The following is a 19,186-nucleotide window of genomic DNA, read 5'->3' on the forward strand; positions in this document are numbered from 1 at the left end:
CATCCATGAGTCTCGACCAGCTTTACCAGCAGATCATCCTCGAACATGCCAAGGCCCGGCACGGCAGCGGCCTGGCCGCCGCGGACGCGCCCAAGGAGGCCAGCTGCGGCCAGTCCCACCAGCTGAATCCGACCTGCGGCGACGAAATCACGGTCCGGGTGTCCGTGGCCGGCGGGAAGGTCAGCGAGCTGCGCTGGGACGGCGACGGCTGCTCGATCTCGATGGCCTCGGCGTCCGTGCTGACAGACCTCGCTGAGGGCATGACGGTCGAGGAACTCAGCACCGTCATTGACAGCTTCCGCGAGGTGCTGCGCTCGCGCGGCAAGGTGCCGGCCGACCCGGAGGTGCTGGGCGACGCCGCGGCGTTTGAGGGCGTGTCCCGTTATGCTGCCCGGGTCAAATGCGCCATGCTCTCCTGGGTGGCCACGGAGGACGCCCTCGGCCAGGCGCTGACGGCCTGACGGCAACACATCAGGGCCGGCCCAGGCCCTTATAGGTCCAGCCGGCCGCCCGCCACTTGGCAGGGTCCAGGACGTTGCGGCCGTCCAGGATGCGCGGCGCGGACACGAGCGCTTTGGCCGCGTGCGGATCCAGCTCCCGGTAGGCCTGCCACTCGGTCAGCAGCAGCACGGCATCGGCCCGGTGCAGCGTCGTCTCCAGGTCCGGTTCCAGCTGGAGTTCGGGGAAGCGCTTGGCGGCGTTGGGCAGGGCCTGGGGATCGGTGACCGTCACCACGGCGCCCTGCAGCTGCAGCTGCGCGGCGGCGCTCAACGCGGGGGAGTCCCGGACGTCGTCGCTTTCGGGCTTGAACGCCGCGCCCAGGACGGCGACCCGCTGGCCGAGCAGGGACCCGCCGCACAGTTCGCGTGTCAGCTCCACCACGCGGGTCCGGCGCCGCATGTTAATCGCATCCACTTCCCGCAGGAAGGTCAGAGCCTGGTCCGCCCCCAGCTCGCCGGCGCGGGCCATGAAGGCACGGATGTCCTTGGGCAGGCACCCGCCGCCGAATCCGATGCCTGCGTTCAGGAACTTCCGCCCGATCCGCTCGTCGAGCCCGATCGCATCGGCCAGCCGGGTGACGTCGGCGCCGGTGGCTTCGCAGACCTCGGCCATGGCGTTGATGAAGGAAATCTTGGTCGCGAGGAACGAGTTGGCTGCCGTCTTCACCAGTTCCGCCGTGGCGTAATCCGTCACCAGCCGGGGTGTTCCGACCGCGAGGGGAGTCTCGTAGACCCTGTCGAGGACGGCCACCGCGGGATGGTCTTCGTTGCCGTCCGGCGTGCCGTAGACAAACCGGTCCGGGTTCAGGGTGTCTGTCACGGCATGGCCTTCGCGCAGGAACTCGGGATTCCAGACCAGCGAGGCTCCGGGCTCTGCGTTCGCCAGCACTTCGGCCAGGCCCGCGGCGGTTCCCACGGGCACCGTGGATTTGCCGGCGACGACGTCGCCGGGGGAGACGTATTCAGCGAGCGAGGCGACGGCGGCGTCGACATAGCGCAGGTCGGCGCCGTTTTCGCCGCGTTTCTGCGGCGTTCCGACGCAGATGAAGTGGACCTCGGCGCCGCGGGCGGCCGCCATGTCGGTGGTGAACCGCAGCCGGCCCGACTCCTCAAGTTGGGACAAGAGTTCGTCGAGCACGGGCTCGTAAAAGGGGGCGTGGCCTGCTGAAAGCTGTGCCACCTTGTGTTCGTCGACGTCGATTCCGACGACGTCGTGACCCAGCTTTGCCATGCATGCGGCATGGACCGCGCCCAGATAACCGCAACCAATAACCGAGATCCGCATAGTTCCGATTTCCTCCCGTCGGCCCTGTTCACAGGGTACGTGGTGGACGTCGGGATCGCACAGCCTCACGGCGTGCCATGAACAGCCTGGCCGCGAGCGCGCCGGCCAGGGCGCCGATCGTGTTGGCGGCGACGTCGGCGACGGACGGAAAGCGCGCCGGCAGGAACGCCATCTGGCCGAGTTCGATCACGACGGCGAGGATGAACCCGGCAACGGCCCCGCCCCACCAGAGCCGCAAGCCCAGGATGATGGCGACCAGGGCGCCCAGCGGAACAAACAGGATCACGTTCGAGGAAAATTCCACCACCCCGTAGTCGAACCAGGGAGGAACGCCCCAGCTGTGCAGCTGCCGGAGCCACCGCATGAGGTAAGTGGCCGCGCCCCGGTCAACGGGCACCGGCCAGAAGGCAATCAGGCCGAGGACCGGAACACAGGCGCACAGGCCCCAGATGGCGACGCAGCGGGGTAGCAACTGGCGTCCCCTTTCAGCGGTCCACCTTTTTGCTGATTCAAGCGGGCCGGCGGCGGCAGGCGCAGTGTGCGCGTGCCGCCGCCGGTGTGCCGGATGCTAGCTGAGCAGCCCGGCCACGCCAATCGCCGCCGTCGCGGCCCCGAGCAGCATGGAGATGCTGACCAGGACCACATGGACGGTCAGGAAGCGCGTGGCCTTGCCGTTGGCGTCACGGGCACGCGGATCCTTCATGACCCGGCGCAGGAACTGCGGCCAGACAATCAGGGACCAGACGCCGGCGACGATCAGGACGACGGCGAGGACCGCGGGCAGTTCCACGGTGTCAGTGGCTTTCGAGCCAGGCCTGGGCCTGCTGGGACTGCAGGTTCAGGGCCTTGCCGACCATCGGTTCTGCGGCGTCGGCGATCTTGCCGCCAAGGAACGGCACCGAGGAGGTCACGTCGCCCTCGAGCTCGATCCGGGTGTTGCCGCCGTCGGACACGAGACGCTGGACAGCCTTCACGTCCAGCGGGGCGCCGGAGACCTTCAGGGAGATCTTGCTCTGCCGGGAGCCGTCGGCGGCGGGGGCCTCCCAGGCCTCCAGCTGGGTCACCTTCAGACTTTCGCCAACAAATTTCCGGGCAATGTCGGGCATCCGGGTGGTGGGGATGGTCCGCACGGTGGTGGTGTTGAAAGCGCCGGCGGTGTCACCGTCGATGGCGAAGGATTCCAGGGTGCCGCCGACGAGTTCGCTCGTGTGGCGCAGGAAGTCTTCATTGACGAAAACCGCGGTGACGCGGTCGACGCTGTGCGGAACGGTGGTGGATGCACTCAGGGCCATAGGGGGTCCTCCATGATGTGGAAGTGGACGTTTCGGGCTCCAACATCCTACGTGGTGTGGCGGGCTGGCTCCGATTCGAGGTTTTCCAGATCCCGGGCGGCGGCCGTGATATTCCGCGACATGGCGGGAAAGATGACGCTGTGGAACGGCAGCACTGCGAGCCAGTAGAGGCGGCCGCTCAGGCCCTTGGGGAAGAAGATGGCGCGCTGGCGGTAGCGGCTGCCCGTCCCCTCCGGCTCCACCGAAAGTTCGAGCCAGGCCCGGCCCGGGGCCCGCATTTCGGCCCGCAGCCGCAGCAACCGGCCACGGTCGATCCGCTCGACCCGCCACCAGTCCACCACCTCGCCCTCGGCCAGCAGGTGCGGGTGCCGGCGGCCGCGCAGCAGCCCCGCCCCGCCGGTGAGCTTGTCCAGCCAGCCGCGCACCTGCCAGGCCAGTGGCAGGGAGTACCAGCCGTTCCGGCCGCCGATTCCTTCGATGATGGTCCACACATATTTGGGGTCCACATCGCTTTGGAAGCTGCGCTCGTCCACGTACACGGCGTGGCCGGACCAGTCCGGGTCGCTCGGCAGGGGATCGGCGTCGACGCCGGCGCTGGCCCACGTGGTCTCCACCTGGCCGTCGCGTTCCTTGCCCAGGGCGAGGGCCACGGCCCGCCGGTAGGGGGTCAGGCCGCCCTCCGGCGCAGGGATGTACGCGTCGATGTCGTGTTCGGCGGCGACGGCGTCGTGCTGGAGTGATTCGACGAGCGGCAGGGACATGGAGAGCGGGATGGGGGTGGTCAGTGCCACCCACAGACCGGCCAGTTTGGGGGCCGGCACCGGCAGCGCCAGCACCACCCGGTGCGGCAGGCGGGCCTCGGCGGCGTATTCCTGCATCATTCCGGCGTAACTGAGCACCTGACGGCAGCCGATGTCGAAGGTCCGGTTGATGGGTCCTTCCAGCGACGCCGCCGCCACGAGGTAGTACAGGACGTCACGGACCGCGATCGCCTCGATCTTGTTGCGCACCCAGCTCGGGGCGGGCATCAGCGGCAGCGTCTCGGACAAATGCCGGATCATTTCGAACGACGCCGAGCCCGAGCCGATCACGACGCCGGCCTGGAACACCAACGCGTCCACCGGGCTGTCCAGGAACACCTTCCCCACCGCCTCGCGGGAGCGCATGTGAGTGGACAGTTCAGCCCCGGCCGGGTGCAGGCCGCCGAGGTAGACGATCCTGTCCACTCCGGCGGCGGCCGCGGCCCGGGCGGCCGTCCCGGCCATCGTCTTTTCCTTGGCCTCGAACCCGGCCCCGGCCGCCATGGAATGGACCAGGTAGTACAGGACGTCGACGCCGTCGAGCGCCGCCTGCAGGGCGTCCCCGTCGTCGAGGCTGCTGTGGATCACCTCGACGTCGTCCAGCCAGGGCACGCCGGCGATCTTGGCCGGGGTGCGGACCACGACTTTGACCCTGTGCCCGGCTTCCAGGAGCCGGGGGACAAGCCGGCCGCCGATGTAGCCGGTGGCCCCGGTGACGAGCACGGTCTTAGGGGATGCGGCCTTTGCGGTGGCTGCCTGCGGGGCTGGAACAGGAGTTCCAGCGGGTTCGGGGGTTGCGGTTGTGGCGTTCATGGTGACTCCTTGTCTGCCAGCAGTTGGCGGGTGGCCTACCAAGCCATTCGGTGCGCGGCCCGCGTTGGATGGGCCGCCCGCTCCTGAAGCCAGCCTAGCCCCGTCGGCGGCGCCCCGGGCAGGTCCCGCCGGCCGGGCCCGTCGGCGGGCCCCGAGGCTCCGCGGTAGGCTTGGAGGGCCCGGGATTCTCGCGAATTTCGGCTATTCGTGTTGCCTGCACCCCGTGATCCCATCAGGAGCAACAGCTATGAGCCTCAACGGCCCCTCTCTCACCGGTTTGCGCCGTGTCCTCGCCGAAGACCGGAACTACGCCCGGATCCAGGCCGAGGCCGCCCGCGGGTTCGCGGCCCGCAGCGAGGATTACCAGATCAGTGCCCCGGCCGGAATGCGGTCCACGCTGCTCGCGGAAATGGCGGACGGACTCGCGGCCCTGGCGGGAAACGAAACCGGCTCTGCAGGGGCTGGCCGGGGAGTGCCCGTGGTCCTGGCCGTCACCGCGACCGGCCGCGAGGCCGAGGACCTGACCGAGGCCTTGCGCGCCTTCCTGCCGGCCGAGACGATCGCGGAGTTCCCCAGCTGGGAGACGCTGCCGCATGAGCGGCTCTCCCCGCGCTCGGACACCGTGGGCCGGCGGCTGTCTGTGCTGCGGCGGCTCGCGCACCCCGAATCGGCCACCGCCGGTGCGCTGCGCGTGGTGGTGGCCCCCGTCCGCGCCGTCGTGCAGCCGATCGTCGCCGGCCTCGGCGAACTGGTTCCGGTGACCTTGAAAGTCGGCCAGGAGGCCCCCTTCAGCGGTGTCGTCAAGAGCCTGGCCGACGCCGCGTACGCCCGGGTGGACATGGTGACCCGCCGCGGCGAATTCGCCGTCCGCGGCGGCATGCTGGACGTCTTCCCGCCCACCGAGGACCACCCCATCCGGGTCGAGTTCTTTGGTGACGAGGTGGACCAGATGCGCTGGTTCGCCGTCGCCGACCAGCGCTCGCTGACCGCACCCGGCCTGCACCATCCCACCGAACTCCATGCCCCGCCGTGCCGCGAAATCCTGATCACACCCTCCGTCATGTCCCGCGCCGCCACCCTGAAGTCCCAGCTCCCGGCCGCCGCGGACATGCTGGAGAAAATCGCCGGCGGCATCGCCGTCGAGGGCATGGAATCGCTGGCCCCCGTGCTGGTGGACGCCATGGTGCCGTTCCTGGACCAGCTCCCGGCGGGTTCCATCGCGGTGGTGATCGAGCCGGAGAAGGTCCGCACCCGGGCCCACGACCTCGCCGCCACGAACGAGGAATTCCTCGAGGCCGCCTGGTCCACGGCGTCCGACGGCGGCACCGCACCCCTCGATTTAACTTCCGCGGCATCCGTTGCCCTGCACTCGGCCAGCTTCCGTTCGCTGACCGAAACCCGCACCGCCGCCCTCGAGCACGGCGTCTCCTGGTGGTCCATCACATCACTGGCCAGCGACGAGGAGCTGCTGCCCGACGTCGACGTGCTGAACCTGCACGCCCGGGAACCCCGCGGCTACCAGGGCGACGTGGCGGAAATGATGGACTTCATCGGCTCCCGCGTCCGGGACCAGTGGCGGATCGTCGTGGTCACCGAGGGCCCGGGCCCGGCGCAGCGCCTCGCCGAACTCTTCCACGACAACGACATCCCGTGCGCGCGGGTGGACACGCTCGAGGCCGATCCGCAGGCCGGGCTGATCGAGGTGACCACCGCCGCCGTCGGCCGCGGTTTTGTCCTGGATCCGCTCAAGCTGGCGCTGCTGACCGAGGCCGACCTGCTGGGCCGGACCTCGGCCGGTTCCACGAAGGACATGCGCCGGATGCCGTCCAAGCGGCGGAATGCCGTGGATCCGCTGCAGCTCGTGGCCGGGGACTCTGTGGTGCACGAACAGCACGGCATCGGACGGTTCGTGGAACTGATCCAGCGCAAGGTTGCCGGTGGCGGCGAGGGCATGCGCGAATACCTGGTTCTGGAGTACGCCCCGTCCAAGCGCGGGGCCCCGGGCGACCGGCTCTTCGTGCCCACCGACCAGCTGGACCAGGTCACCCGGTACGTGGGCGGCGACACTCCGGCGCTGAGCAAGATGGGCGGCGCGGACTGGGCGAGCACAAAGTCCAAGGCCCGCAAGGCGGTCAAGGAGATCGCCGGCGAGCTGATCCGGCTGTACTCGGCCCGGATGGCCTCCCGCGGCTACGCCTTCGGCCCGGACACCCCGTGGCAGCGGGAACTGGAGGAGGCCTTCCCATACGTGGAGACCCCGGACCAGCTGACCACCATCAACGAGGTCAAGGCCGACATGGAGCGGGAGATCCCGATGGACCGGTTGATCTCGGGCGACGTCGGCTACGGCAAGACAGAGATCGCTGTCCGGGCCGCGTTTAAGGCGGTCCAGGACGGCAAGCAGGTCGCCGTGCTGGTGCCCACCACGCTGCTCGCCCAGCAGCACTACGAGACGTTCACCGAACGGTTTTCCGGCTTCCCCCTCGTCGTCAAGCCGCTGTCCCGCTTCCAGACCGGCAAGGAGGCCAAGGAAACCGCCGACGGCGTCAAGGCCGGTTCCGTGGACGTCGTGATCGGCACGCACCGGCTGCTGTCCAAGGACTTCGGCTTCAAGGACCTCGGCCTGGTGATCGTGGACGAGGAGCAGCGTTTCGGCGTCGAACACAAGGAAGCGCTGAAGAAGATGCGCACCAACGTCGACGTCCTGGCCATGAGCGCCACCCCGATTCCGCGCACCCTGGAAATGTCCCTGACCGGCATCCGCGAAACCTCCACCCTGGCCACCCCGCCGGAGGAACGGCACCCCGTTCTGACGTACGTGGGCCCGTACACGGACAAGCAGACTTCCGCCGCGATCCGCCGTGAGCTGATGCGCGAAGGCCAGGTGTTCTTCGTCCACAACCGGGTGTCTACGATCGACCGCACCGCGGCGAAGATCCGCGAACTTGTCCCGGAGGCCCGGGTGGAGGTGGCGCACGGGCAGATGTCCGAGAGCCGGCTGGAACAGATCATCGTGGACTTCTGGGAAAAGCGCTTCGACGTCCTGGTTTGCACCACCATCATCGAGACCGGCCTGGACATCTCCAACGCCAACACCCTGATCGTGGACGGCGCGGACAAGTACGGCCTCTCCCAGCTGCACCAGCTGCGCGGACGTGTAGGACGAGGCCGTGAACGCGCCTACGCCTACTTCCTCTACCCTTCGGAAAAGCCGCTGGGCGAGGTGGCGCTGGAACGGCTCAAGGCCGTCGCGACGCACAACGAGCTCGGCGCCGGCATGCAGTTGGCCATGAAGGACCTGGAGATCCGCGGCGCCGGCAACTTGCTCGGCGGCGAGCAGTCCGGCCACATCCAGGGCGTCGGCTTCGACCTCTACATCCGGCTGGTCGGCGAGGCCGTGGCCGAATACCGGGGCGAGGCGGAGGAGAAGGCCGCCGAAATGAAGATCGAACTGCCGGTCAACGCGCACCTGCCGCACGACTACGTGCCGGGCGAACGGCTGCGCCTGGAGGCTTACCGCAAACTCGCCAGCGCCATCACCTACGAGGCGATCGAGGAGGTCCTCGCGGAACTCGTGGACCGCTACGGCGAACTGCCACTGCCGGCCACCAACCTGATCGAGGTCGCCCGGTTCCGGGTGGGCGCCCGCGAGGCCGGATTGTCCGACGTCGCGCTGCAGGGCAACTTCATCAAGTTCTCCCCGGCGCAGCTGCCCGAGTCCAAGCTCATGCGCCTGACCCGGATGTACCCGGGCGCGCAGGCGAAGCCGGCCCTGGACGCCGTGCTCGTACCGAAACCTAAGACCGCCAGGATCGGCGGCCGGGACCTGCAGGACGCCGAGATCCTGGAGTGGGCCAACGGCGTGATCCGCAACATCTTCTCCGACGCCCCTGTCTCTGCCACACCGGCGGTGAAATAAAAGAATGATGGGAGGACATCACGCCGCGTCGGGAGCCGCGGCGTGGGTAGCCATTGCCTCGACCGGCCCGTATGCGCTCGGCTGGTACCCGCTGGATCCCACCGGAATCGTGATCGGCGCGATGGCGACGGCGGGGACCGCGCTGGTCTGCGACTGGGACCACCGCGCCAGCACGGTGGCGCACGCGCTGCCGCCGCTGTCCAACCTGGTGGCGCGCGGCATTGAGAACGCCAGCGGGGGCCACCGGCAGGGCACTCATTCGGTGCTGGGCGCGGCGTTCTTCGTGCTGCTGGCCACGATCGCCGGGCAGTGGCAGGTGCAGACCCAGTGGGGTCTGCTGTCCGTCGGGGCTGGCCTGTTGTGCATGTTCATGATCAACATCGCCGCGAAGGCACTGAAACTCTTCCCGAAATTCGGCTGGATCAGCAACTGGATCGTCGGGCTGCTCATGGCCGGACTCGTGACGTGGTTCGCGCCGCACCAGTGGACCTGGCTGCCGGTTTCGATGCTTACCGGGGTGCTGGTGCACATTGTGGGGGACATGATCACCACCGGGGGAGTGCCGCTGCTCTGGCCCCTGGTGATCAAGCCGCCCAAGGTCCTGCGGAAATTGCCGCTGCTGAAGAACATCTGGAGGGCCAACGGGGCGTTCTCCATTCCGCTGCTGGGCCGGGCGGGTTCGCGGCGGGAATGGTTCGTCCTGATCCCGGTGAGCGGCTACGCCATGGTGGGGATGTTTGGCGCCGGCCTGGCGGTGGCCAAAGCGCACTTCCCCGCGGCCCTGGCGCTCGGCACGGGGCTGGTCAAAGGCCTGTTCGCGCTGGTGCCCGGCTAGGACTGCCACCGGTTAAATGACAGAAGCTCCGGATAAACCGGAGCTTCTGTCATTTACGGGTCAGGAGTGGCCTAGTTTTCGCCGGCCGAATCCGAGCGGCCCAGCAGGGTCTGCGGGATCCAGAACGCGGCGGCGAAGAGAATCAGGCAGACGGCCATTGGCCAGGTGTTTTCCAGCGTCAGGAAGGACAGCGAGTAGATCGCACCGAGGAACAGGACCATCATCGCGGCAAAGATGACGATGGTCGAGCCGAGGCTGTTCTCGGTCTGCGGGGTGGTGTTGCTGGACATTCGTTCCTCCTCGGCCCCGGGGGGCTCAAAACTGTGGGCGGTGCCGGCACGGTCAGTACGCGGACGAACCCTGTTCACCCTTGACGATCGCGATACCGGAGCTGGCGCCAATACGTGTTGCACCTGCAGCAATCATAGCCTGAGCATCGGCCAGGGAACGCACGCCGCCGGAGGCCTTGACACCCAGGTCCGGGCCGACGGTGCGGCGCATGAGAGCGACGTCCTCGGCAGTGGCCCCGCCGCCGTTAAAACCCGTGGAGGTCTTCACGAAGTCCGCCCCGGCTTCCACCGCGGCCTCGCAGGCGAGCACCTTCTGGTCATCGCCCAGCAGCGCCGTTTCGATGATGACCTTCAGGATGGCTCCGCCCTCGTGCACGGCGGCCGCGACGGCGGCGATGTCGTCCACCAGCGCGCCCTTGTCATTGGCACGGGCCGCGGCGATGTTGATGACCATGTCCACTTCTTCGGCACCGTCCAGGACCGCGCCGCGGGCCTCGAAGGCCTTGACGTCGCTCGGCGTGGCGCCCAGCGGGAATCCCACCACGGAGCACGTCAGGACGCCGGATCCCTTGAGCGCTTTCTTGACGGTCTTGACCCAGACCGGGTTCACGCAGACCGACTTGAAGTGGTACTCCGCCGCCTCGGCGCAGACCTTGAGGATCTCCGCCTCGCTGGCCTCCGGTTTGAGCAGGGTGTGGTCGATGTAGGAGGCGATGTTGGGCGTTCCCCCGGTGGCGGCTTCTTGGCTCATGGTGGTCCCTTTCGTGGCGGGCCTGGGACGCGGCGGTCCCTTCCCGGGCCTTGTGGGCCTGCGGGCCCTGGCGGCGCCGCGTGGTGCGCGGCTTATCAGGGAACCATCTTGCCATAGGAATGTGCACGGCGGATGCCCCCGGCCGGGCCTCCCGGGCACGTCAGGCGGCGGCCGCCAGGGGCCGGCCCATGGCGGCCTGAAGCAACTGGGAAGCGCACACCGACGCCGCGGAACCGGAGGCCACGAGCAGCCCCAGCCGGACGCCGTCGTAGGCTGCCGCGTCACCGATCGCCCAGATGCCCGGCACGGAGGTGCGGAAGTCCTGGCCGATGACGATCCCGCCGCCGGCAGCGGTGGCGAGCCCGGCCGTGGCGGCCAGCTCGTCGCGGGCGATGCGCTCCTCGGCGAGGATCACGAGGTCACCGTTCATGCTGGAGCCGTCCTCGAAGACGATGCCCGACGCAGGCAGGGCGGACCCGGCGGCGGTGGGAACCACGGCGGCGGGACGCACGGTCGTGCGGACCGGGCGGACGCCGCGGGACCGGAGCACGGCCTCCGCCTGGCCGGCGGCCGAACCCGTGCCGACCAGGATGCCCAGGGGGCGGCGGCCCAGGACCCGGGTGACGTCCTTGACGGCCTCGCCCAGCCCGGCGGCGTCGTCGATCGTGGAATAGCTCAGGCAGCGGGCGGCACCTTCCACCGGTGCCTCGGCGGGGGCGGACCCGGTGGCGACGACGAGCTCGTCGTAGTCGAACTCCATGCCGTCGGCGGTGGTCACGCGGCGGTTTTCCGCGTCGACATAGCTGGCCGGCTGGCCGAAGCGAACGGATACCTGGGGCAGGACGGCGAGCTCCAGCAATTCCTCGGGGGCGTCGTCCCGGTTGCTGAGGACCGTGATGGCGCCGGCGAACGGGGTCCGGGTGAGCTGCCGGACGAGCGCCTGGGCGGCCCGGCCGGCGCCGGCGATGACGATCCTGGGCCGGGCGGCCGTGGTGGAGGCGGCAGCCGAAGCGCCTGTCAGGGAAGAAGTGGAGATGGGAGACATTTCCGGAGCGGACATGTGCTGGCCCTTTCGCTGGGTGGCCATCGTGTGGCCGGTGTGCTTGATGAACCCCAGCGTAGGCGTCCGATTTTTCCGGGGTGTTTCCCGGGTGTTGCCGCTTCTGCCCTGCCCGTTCGCCAGTATTTACCGGCCGGTAATGCCGTGGGTCACACCGTCGCGAAGGCCGGCACTCCGCGTTGGGTTAGACCCTGATCCGGTAGCCGCGTTTCACCACGGTTTCCACCAGCCGGGTGTCCGGCAGCGCGGACCGCAGCCGGCTGACGGTCATGTCCAGGGCATGCACGGAACCGCGCAGCTCCAGCAGGTCCGAGAGCGCCTCGCGGGAGAGCACAGCCCCGCCGGCGCCGATGAGCGCGCGCAGCAGCAACAGCGGTGCGGGCGCCATCTCGACCGGCTCGCCGTTGATGCGCAGCGAGCGGCCGCGCAGCTCCACCCTGCCGGAAACGGTGTCGAGCCGGCGGACGTGGTTGAGCGCGAGGTGCTCGCAGACCAGCCGGATCAGGGCGCCCATCCGGAACCGTTCCGGGATCAGCGGGTGCAGCCCGGCATCGAGCAGCGGCTGCGCCGTGATGGGCCCGACGACGGCGGTCGCCACAGTGGTCTTCAGGCTCTCCACGAGCTGTTTGTAAACGCCCATCTCGTGGGCCGTGCTCCACATGGCGTCCACGGCAGGCGCGCTGGTGAAGGTCAGGACATCCAGGTTGCCGCTGCACACGGCTTCGATCAGCTTGGGCAGCCGGTCGGCGCCGTCGGGCTTGACCCAGCGGTACGGGGTGACCGTCAGGACGGTGGCGCCGGACATGCGCAGGCGCTCGAGCTGGCGGACATCGGTGTAGCCGTGCAGCTGCACCGCGACTGTCTTGCCGCGCACACCCTCGGCCAGGAGCATGTCCACGAGCGTGGACGTGGTTTCGTCGCTGCTGATTCCGACGTCGGCGAGCCCGGCGGCGCGCACGGCGCCGCGGGCTTTGGGCCCGCGGACGAACATCCGGGTGGCGGAGAGGGTCTCCAACAGCTGGTCGCCAATGCCAAACGTGTCCGCGGCCTCGCACCAGCGGCGCATGCCGTAGGCGGTGGTCGCGATGCAAAGATCGGGCCGGGCGGCGATGATCGCCCGGGTGTCCTCGATCAGGCTCTGGTCCTCCCGGACCGGGGCGATTTTCAGTGCCGGGGCGTGAAGCACCTCGGCACCGCGGCGTTCCAGGGCCTCAATGAGGTCCTGCGAACGGCGGTGCGAGGTGACGCCGATCCGGAAGCCGTCCAGGGGGAGGTCCCGGTCGGTCGCGTCCTCGGCGGGTTCCGGCGCGGGGGCGCCGGCGGGGCCGCCGGCGGTCAGTGCGGAGGCTAGGACGGGGTTCAAGGGGGACAACGGTGCGCCGGGCTCCGGGAGGGCTGCGGCGACGGCGTTCAATGCGCTCATGGGAATCCTTACGCCTCCATCAGTGATGCGGCCAGACGGTCGAGCTCTGCCGTGGCCCCGGCACAGCCCCGGTTGGCTTCGGCCACCCGGACAACGTCCCCGATCACCAGGACGGCGGGGTTGCTGCAGCCAGCGGCTGCGGAGGTGATGGTGCCCAGCTCGGCGATCGTGGTGCGCTGGCCGGGGCGGTAGCCGCGTTCGACGACAGCCATCGGCATGTCGGCCCGCATTCCGGCCCGGCGGAGTCCGGCTGCGAGGTGGTGCAGGGTGCCGATGCCCATCAGGACCACAATGGTTCCGCCGAGCCCGGCGAGGTGCGTCAGTTCGTTCTCGGTCAGCGGGGCATGGCCGGAGACCACGGTGAACATGTGGCTGACTTCGCGGTGCGTGACCGGGATGCCGGCGGCGGCCGGAACCGAGATGGCGCTGGTGACTCCGGAGATGACGCGGACCGGAACCCCGGCCGCGACGCAGGACGCGACTTCCTCGCCGCCGCGGCCGAACACATAGGGGTCCCCGCCCTTGAGGCGGACCACGTTGTTGCCGGCCAGCGCGCTTTCCACCATGAGCTTTTCGATGTCGGCCTGGCTGACCTTGTGGTGGCCGGGCTTCTTGCCCACATCCACGAGCTCAGCCGAGGTCAGGGACGGCAGGTCCTGGTACGGGGCGAGCCGGTCGTAGAAGACGACGTCGGCATCGCGCAGGGCGGCGACGGCGGCGACCGTGAGCAGCTCGGTGGTCCCGGGTCCGCCGCCGACTAACGTGACGTGGCCCGCCGGGCCGGCCGGGGGCTCGGCCGCGACCGGGATGCCGGTGGCGCGGCACCGGCCCAGGAGGGCCTCCCAGCCCGGCTGGCCGTCGTCGACCGCCGCCACCAGGAACGGGCGCTCGGGCAGCGGGCCGTCAATGCCGGTGCCCTGCGGGGTGCTGAGGCGGAGCACGACGGCGCCGGCCGCCTCATAGCGCCGCACGGCCTGACGTGCGGCGTGGTCCGCGCCCGTGACCAGGACTTCGCGTCCGGTGAGGTCAATGGTGAGCTGCATGGCTATACCTCGTTCTCGTCAGGCTGTCCCGGGGTGGTGGCTCGGACCGGAATGGAAGCCCCGATCAGGACCGGCTGCTGCCCGGCCCGCGCCTTCTCCTCCGCAGTCGCGGGGCGCATCTGGCCGCGCTCGTCGGAGACGAAGGTGATCGAATCGTCTTTCTGGTCCGGGGCGTTGACGAAGGAGCGGAAGCGGCGCAGGCGCTCGGGATCCTTCAGGGTGTCGGCCCATTCGTCGACGTACGTGTCAACGTGCTTGGCCATGGCGGCTTCGAGGTCCGCGGCAATGCCCAGAGTGTCGTGCACCACCACGTCCTCGACGTGCTTGATGCCGCCGTCGAGCTCTTCCTGCCAGCGCGCGGTGCGCTGCAGCCGGTCGGCCGTGCGGATGTAGTACATGAAGTAGCGGTCGATGTACCTGATCAGGGTTTCGTCGTCGAGGTCCTTGGCCAGCAGCTGGGCGTGCGCCGGGGTGGCGCCGCCGTTGCCGCCGACGTACAGGTTCCAGCCGTCGGCGGTGGCGATGACGCCGACGTCCTTGCCCCGGGCTTCCGCACATTCGCGGGCGCAGCCGGAGACGCCCATCTTCAGTTTGTGCGGGCTGCGGAGGCCGCGGTAGCGCAGCTCGAGCGCGATGGCCATGGCCACCGAATCCTGGACCCCGAAGCGGCACCAGGTGGAGCCGACGCAGGACTTCACCGTGCGCAGGCTCTTGCCGTAGGCCTGGCCGGATTCGAAGCCGGCATCGACCAGGACCTTCCAGATTTCGGGCAGCTGCTCCAGCCGGGCGCCGAACATGTCGATCCGCTGCCCGCCGGTGATCTTGGTGTAGAGGCCGTACTGCTCGGCGACAGCGGCGATCACGCCGAGTTTCTTCGGGGTGATCTCGCCGCCGGCGATCCGCGGGACCACCGAGTAGGTGCCGTCCTTCTGCATGTTGGCCAGGGCGCGGTCGTTGGTGTCCTGCAGGGTGCCGCGGCCGGCGTCCAGGACGTAGGCGCTGTTCTGGCTGGCGAGGATGTTGGCGATGGTCGGCTTGCAGATATCGCAGCCGGCGCCGGTGCCGTACTTGGCCATGATCTCCTCGAAGGAGGTCAGCTCCAGGACCCGGATGGCGTCGAAGAGTTCCTGGCGGGAGAGCTCGATGTGTTCGCACAGGGCCTTGGAGACCTCGACGCCGGACTTGGTCAGTTCGGTTTCGAGCAGCTTCTTGAGCATCGGCACGCAGGAACCGCAGCTGGTGCCGGCGCGGGTGCAGCCCTTGAGCTCGCCGAGTTCCCGGACCGGCGCGTTGCCGTCGCAGGCCCCGCAGCCGTTGACGGTGTCACGGATGGTTCCGGCCGAGACGTTGTTGCAGGAACACAGGATGGCGTCATCCGGCAGTTCCGTCTCCGGGGCGTCGCCGCCGCCGGCCGCGGTGAGGTAGGCGCCGGGTTCGGCGGCCAGTTCGCGGCCCAGCATGGGGCGCAGGGAGGTGTAGGGCGAGGCGTCGCCGACGAAGATGCCGCCGAGCAGGGTCTTGGCATCGTCGGTGGTGACGATCTTCTGGTAGACGCCGCGGGCGGGGTCGGCGTAGACGATCTCGAGCGCGTGTTCGGTGCGGGCGAAAGCGTCACCGAAGCTGGCGACGTCGACGCCGGAGAGCTTGAGCTTGGTGGCGGTGTCGAAGCCGGGGAAGGTCGCGTCGCCGCCGTGCAGCCGGTCGGCGACGATTTCGGCCATCGTGTTGGCCGGGGCCACGAGGCCCAGGCACATGCCGCCGAAGTTGGCGACCTCGCCGATTGCCCAGATGCCGGGAACCTCCGTTGAGCAGTCGTCGGAGATGACGACGCCGCCGCGCTGGCCGAGCTGGAACTGCTGCGGTGCGCCCTCTGCGGCCCGGAACAGCTCGTCGCGGGGCCGCACGCCGATCGCGACGATCACGATGTCGGCGTCGATGATCCGGCCGTCGGCCATGAGGACGCCGGTGACCTGGCCGTCGTCGTCGGAGAGGACCTCGGAGGGGAACACCCCGCCGTGGACGGTGAAGCCCTTGGCCTCGATCAGCCGGCCGAGCGCCTGCCCGGCACCCTCGTCCAGCTGGGTGTTCATGAGCCACGGCGAGCCGTTGATGACGATCGGAGTGGCGCCGAGCTGTTCGGTGCCGGCGGCTGATTCCAGACCCAGCAGACCGCCGCCGATGGTGACCGCGTTGACCTTCCGGCCCAGCTTCGCGGTGAGGTCCGCGATGGCCTTGTTGATGGACCAGACGTCCTCAAGGGTGCGGTACACATGGGTGAGTTCGGCGCCCGGGATGGGCAGACGGGCAGCGTCCGAGCCCGTCGCGACCACCAGCTCGTCATACGGATAGACGGTTCCCGCCGCGGTCTGGACGGACTTGCCGGCGGCGTCGATGCTGGTGACGCGCTCGCCGGTCTTGAGGTTCAGGGCCGTGTGGTCCCACATGGAAGCGCTGCCCAGGGTGAGGTCGACGTCGCTGTCGGTGAGTGCCTTGCTCAGCGCGACGCGGTCATAGGGGAGGTGGGCTTCCTCGGTGAGGACGGTAACGTGCCAGCCATCGAGTCCGCGGGCGTGCATGGCATCGGCGAACCGGTGCGCCGCGGGGCCGCCGCCGGCCACCACAATACGGCGCGGGGCGGCGCTGGTTGCGCCCTGGTTCGGGTGGCTTGAGGGGTGTCCGGTCACGGTGGGCCTTTCGCATGGGCCGCAGACGGTGCTCTGCAGCTTGTCGTCCCAGACTAGGCAACCGTAATTTCGCTTCAGTTTCCCTTATGTTTCGTGATCTTAACTTCTGCATCACGAATGCATTTCCCGCCGTGTGAGCTCTCTTTTACGCGCCGGACACATCCGGCGCGTCCGGATGAAACACCGCGCGCCTAGCTTGAATATGTGGCCGCAGCAGCGGTTGAGCCCATAAGGGATGTATCAGAGAGGGGCCGGGATGACCGCCGTACTTGAAACCGCCGTACACGACGTTGAGGACCAAATTACTGGAGCCGCAGCCGGCTGGCACCGGGTGTGCGCCGTGGCGGACCTGGAACCCGCCTGGGGCGAGGCGGCACTGATTGCGGGCCGCCAGGTGGCCGTGTTCCGCACCCTGTCCGGTGAGGTTTTCGCCGTCGCGCAGGAGGACCCGGCCACCGGGGCGAACGTCATGGCACGCGGCATCACCGGGTCCCGCGGGGACCGGCCCACGGTGGCATCGCCGTTGCACAAGGAGGTCTACGACCTCGGCACCGGAGAATGCCTCGGCAGCCCGGAACTCCGCCTCGCTACCTTCGGTACCCGGATTGTGGGCGGGTACATTGAGGTGCAGCTCTAGAGGCCCAGTGCCTCGCGGACGTCCGCAAGGACGCCGTCCAGGGCCGTGCGGGCCTCGTCCCGGGCTGCCGGAAGCTCGGCGGCCGAGCCGACACTGCGGATGACTTCCAGGTAGCACTTGAGCTTCGGTTCCGTGCCGCTGGGACGGATGATCACACGGCTGAGGTCCCGGGTCAGGTACAGCAGGCCCTCGGTGGGCGGGAGGAGTTCGCTGCCCTCGGCAAGGTCCGTGACGGCCTCGACGCCGGAACCGCCGAACGATTCCGGCGGGCTCACGCGCAGCCGGTTCATCATCGCGTCCAGCAGGCCGAGGTCCGCCACCCGGATGCTGAGCTGGTCGCTCGCGTGCAGCCCGTGCACCAGGTACAGCTCGTCCAGGGTGTCAAAGATCGTCTTGCCCCCGGCCTTTGCGGCCGCCGCGAGTTCGGCAATGAGGACCGCGGCCGAAATGCCGTCCTTGTCGCGCACCAGCGACGGGGCAACACAGTAGCCCAGCGCCTCCTCGTAGCCGTAGACCAGCCCCGGCACCCGGGCAATCCACTTGAAACCAGTCAGGGTTTCCTCGTGCGCGTAGCCTGCCGCGGCCGCGATCCGCGCCAGCAGCCGGGAGGACACGATCGAGTTGGCGAACACGCCGGCCGGTGCTTCGCCACTGGCGGCCTGCCGCGCCACGACGTGGGCACCGAGCAATGCGCCTACCTCGTCGCCGCGCAGCATGCGCCACGCGCCGGTATCAGGATCCTTCGCCGCCACCGCTGCCCGGTCGGCGTCGGGATCGTTGGCGATCACGATGTCGGCGTCCTCCCGCGTCGCCGCCTCGAGGGCAAGATCCAGCGCCCCGGGCTCCTCCGGGTTCGGGAAGTTCACCGTGGGGAAGTCCGGATCTGGCTGCGCCTGCTCGGTGACGAGCGTGACATCGTCGAATCCGGCGGCGTTCAGCACCGCGACGGCCGTTTCCCCGCCCACACCGTGCATGGGGGTCAGGACGATCTTCAGCCCGCGGGCCGGGAAGTGCGCAGGGACTGCCAGGGCCGCGACGGCGCGCTGGTAGTCGGCCGCGATCGAGGGCTCCAACACGGTCCACCCGTCCGCGGCCAGAACGATCGAGTCCAGGGCGCCGACGGCGTCGATCTTCGCCGCTATCAGGGCGTCGTAGGGTGCCACGATCTGGGCGCCGCGCCCGCTTTCCTCCACCGCGTGACGGCCGAGGTACACCTTGTAGCCGTTGTCCTGCGGCGGGTTGTGGCTGGCGGTAACCATGACGCCGCCGTCGCAGTCCAGCGCCCGCACCGCGTAGGCGAGCAGCGGAGTGGGCAGCGCTGCCGGCATCAGGAAGGTCTCAACCCCCGCCGCGGTGAGGATCGCCGCTGTTTCCTCGGCGAAAATGTCGGAGTTGTAACGGGCGTCATAGCCGACGACGGCGCGCGGCCGGGTGCCGGGGGAGGCTTGCCCGACCGCGTTGGTGAGGAAGGCGGTGAAGCCGGCGGCGGCGCGGCGGACCACCACGCGGTTCATCCGGTTCGGACCCGGGCCGAGGGCTGCCCGCAGTCCAGCGGTGCCGAACTGCAGGGTGCCGCTGAAGCTGTCGGCCAGTTCCTGGCGGGCCGCGGCGACGCCCCCGTCGGTGAGGCGGACCAGTTCGGAGAGGGCGGCGGCGGTGGCGGGGTCCGGGTCCTGGCTTGCCCAATCGCGGGCATCGCTCAGGAGGCGGGCGAGTTCGGCATCAGAAGACGTCATGGAACCAAACTATCGCCAATCGTGGGCGATTCCTGCCCAGACAATCGAGAGTTCGGGTTTCAGTTCGATCTCGCGGCCTTTCGCGGGACCTTGACACCCAAATTTCCGGACACGTAAC

Annotated in this window: 16 protein-coding genes; 4 read left to right on the plus strand and 12 right to left on the minus strand. The window is 69.2% G+C overall.

Features of this window, described 5'->3' with window-relative positions:
• Positions 1–5 precede the first annotated feature (5 nt).
• Positions 6–461 carry a Fe-S cluster assembly sulfur transfer protein SufU gene (gene sufU, locus AC1DRO_RS07955; RefSeq protein ID WP_476950437.1) on the plus strand — a complete coding sequence of 152 codons (456 nt, stop codon included), beginning with the start codon at positions 6–8 and terminating at the stop codon, positions 459–461.
• A gap of 10 nt (positions 462–471) precedes the next feature.
• Here the strand turns inward: sufU and AC1DRO_RS07960 are convergent, their stop codons facing one another.
• From AC1DRO_RS07960 to AC1DRO_RS07980, 5 genes are all read right to left on the minus strand, one after another.
• Positions 472–1,785, minus strand: a complete 1,314-nt coding sequence (locus tag AC1DRO_RS07960) for a UDP-glucose dehydrogenase family protein (protein ID WP_476950438.1) — start codon at positions 1,783–1,785, stop codon at positions 472–474.
• 28 nt (positions 1,786–1,813) lie between these two features.
• Entirely contained in the window at positions 1,814–2,257 is a 444-nt protein-coding gene (locus tag AC1DRO_RS07965) for a VanZ family protein (RefSeq protein WP_476950439.1), read from the minus strand.
• 96 nt (positions 2,258–2,353) lie between these two features.
• A complete protein-coding gene (locus AC1DRO_RS07970) occupies positions 2,354–2,575 on the minus strand; it encodes an SCO4848 family membrane protein (protein ID WP_476950440.1) in 222 nt (73 codons plus the stop codon).
• Positions 2,576–2,579: 4 nt separating this feature from the next.
• A complete protein-coding gene (locus AC1DRO_RS07975) occupies positions 2,580–3,077 on the minus strand; it encodes a DUF2505 domain-containing protein (RefSeq protein ID WP_476950441.1) in 498 nt (165 codons plus the stop codon).
• A 47-nt stretch (positions 3,078–3,124) separates the two neighbouring features.
• Positions 3,125–4,690, minus strand: coding sequence for an SDR family oxidoreductase (locus AC1DRO_RS07980; protein WP_476950442.1), 1,566 nt, complete (start codon positions 4,688–4,690; stop codon positions 3,125–3,127).
• Positions 4,691–4,937: 247 nt separating this feature from the next.
• On the opposite strand from AC1DRO_RS07980, the gene mfd reads away from it, so the two are divergent.
• Positions 4,938–8,609 (plus strand): transcription-repair coupling factor, encoded by a 3,672-nt coding sequence (mfd, locus tag AC1DRO_RS07985; protein WP_476950443.1) that lies wholly within the window; start codon positions 4,938–4,940, stop codon positions 8,607–8,609.
• A gap of 4 nt (positions 8,610–8,613) precedes the next feature.
• Complete coding sequence (locus AC1DRO_RS07990) at positions 8,614–9,444, plus strand: metal-dependent hydrolase (protein WP_018774647.1); 831 nt, start codon at positions 8,614–8,616, stop codon at positions 9,442–9,444.
• 71 nt (positions 9,445–9,515) lie between these two features.
• Here the strand turns inward: AC1DRO_RS07990 and AC1DRO_RS07995 are convergent, their stop codons facing one another.
• From AC1DRO_RS07995 to nirB, 6 genes are all read right to left on the minus strand, one after another.
• Positions 9,516–9,734: a hypothetical protein gene (locus AC1DRO_RS07995; RefSeq protein ID WP_028278362.1), complete on the minus strand. Its 219-nt coding sequence runs from the start codon at positions 9,732–9,734 to the stop codon at positions 9,516–9,518.
• 52 nt (positions 9,735–9,786) lie between these two features.
• On the minus strand, positions 9,787–10,485 hold the full coding sequence (deoC, locus tag AC1DRO_RS08000) for a deoxyribose-phosphate aldolase (protein WP_028278361.1): 699 nt from the start codon (positions 10,483–10,485) through the stop codon (positions 9,787–9,789).
• Between the two features lie 160 nt (positions 10,486–10,645).
• The gene (locus tag AC1DRO_RS08005) at positions 10,646–11,545 is read right to left on the minus strand and encodes an FAD-dependent oxidoreductase (protein WP_476950444.1); all 900 of its coding nucleotides are present in this window, start codon (positions 11,543–11,545) and stop codon (positions 10,646–10,648) included.
• Positions 11,546–11,729: 184 nt separating this feature from the next.
• On the minus strand, positions 11,730–12,884 hold the full coding sequence (locus AC1DRO_RS08010) for a uroporphyrinogen-III synthase (RefSeq protein WP_476950481.1): 1,155 nt from the start codon (positions 12,882–12,884) through the stop codon (positions 11,730–11,732).
• A 92-nt stretch (positions 12,885–12,976) separates the two neighbouring features.
• Positions 12,977–14,011: a uroporphyrinogen-III C-methyltransferase gene (gene cobA / locus AC1DRO_RS08015; RefSeq protein WP_476950445.1), complete on the minus strand. Its 1,035-nt coding sequence runs from the start codon at positions 14,009–14,011 to the stop codon at positions 12,977–12,979.
• Between the two features lie 2 nt (positions 14,012–14,013).
• A complete protein-coding gene (gene nirB, locus AC1DRO_RS08020; protein WP_476950446.1) occupies positions 14,014–16,695 on the minus strand; it encodes a nitrite reductase large subunit NirB in 2,682 nt (893 codons plus the stop codon).
• A gap of 256 nt (positions 16,696–16,951) precedes the next feature.
• Between nirB and nirD the strand changes: the two genes are divergently transcribed.
• Positions 16,952–17,332, plus strand: a complete 381-nt coding sequence (nirD, locus tag AC1DRO_RS08025) for a nitrite reductase small subunit NirD (RefSeq protein ID WP_476945623.1) — start codon at positions 16,952–16,954, stop codon at positions 17,330–17,332.
• Here nirD and AC1DRO_RS08030 read toward each other — a convergent pair.
• On the minus strand, positions 17,329–19,068 hold the full coding sequence (locus AC1DRO_RS08030; protein WP_476950447.1) for a phospho-sugar mutase: 1,740 nt from the start codon (positions 19,066–19,068) through the stop codon (positions 17,329–17,331). The genes nirD and AC1DRO_RS08030 overlap by 4 nt on opposite strands.
• Between the last annotated feature and the right edge of the window lie 118 nt (positions 19,069–19,186).

The sequence above is a fragment of the Arthrobacter sp. P4_F11 genome, from assembly GCF_056401395.1.

Excerpts from the sequence above, each read along its gene's own strand:
- AC1DRO_RS07990 (WP_018774647.1), top strand. The coding sequence starts at position 8,614 with ATGATGGGAGGACATCACGCCGCGTCGGGAGCCGCGGCGTGGGTAGCC.
- nirD (WP_476945623.1), top strand. The coding sequence starts at position 16,952 with ATGACCGCCGTACTTGAAACCGCCGTACACGACGTTGAGGACCAAATT.
- sufU (WP_476950437.1), top strand. The coding sequence starts at position 6 with ATGAGTCTCGACCAGCTTTACCAGCAGATCATCCTCGAACATGCCAAG.
- AC1DRO_RS08005 (WP_476950444.1), bottom strand. The coding sequence starts at position 11,545 with ATGTCCGCTCCGGAAATGTCTCCCATCTCCACTTCTTCCCTGACAGGC.
- AC1DRO_RS07975 (WP_476950441.1), bottom strand. The coding sequence starts at position 3,077 with ATGGCCCTGAGTGCATCCACCACCGTTCCGCACAGCGTCGACCGCGTC.
- cobA (WP_476950445.1), bottom strand. The coding sequence starts at position 14,011 with ATGCAGCTCACCATTGACCTCACCGGACGCGAAGTCCTGGTCACGGGC.
- mfd (WP_476950443.1), top strand. The coding sequence starts at position 4,938 with ATGAGCCTCAACGGCCCCTCTCTCACCGGTTTGCGCCGTGTCCTCGCC.
- AC1DRO_RS07995 (WP_028278362.1), bottom strand. The coding sequence starts at position 9,734 with ATGTCCAGCAACACCACCCCGCAGACCGAGAACAGCCTCGGCTCGACC.
- AC1DRO_RS08030 (WP_476950447.1), bottom strand. The coding sequence starts at position 19,068 with ATGACGTCTTCTGATGCCGAACTCGCCCGCCTCCTGAGCGATGCCCGC.
- AC1DRO_RS07980 (WP_476950442.1), bottom strand. The coding sequence starts at position 4,690 with ATGAACGCCACAACCGCAACCCCCGAACCCGCTGGAACTCCTGTTCCA.
- AC1DRO_RS07960 (WP_476950438.1), bottom strand. The coding sequence starts at position 1,785 with ATGCGGATCTCGGTTATTGGTTGCGGTTATCTGGGCGCGGTCCATGCC.
- deoC (WP_028278361.1), bottom strand. The coding sequence starts at position 10,485 with ATGAGCCAAGAAGCCGCCACCGGGGGAACGCCCAACATCGCCTCCTAC.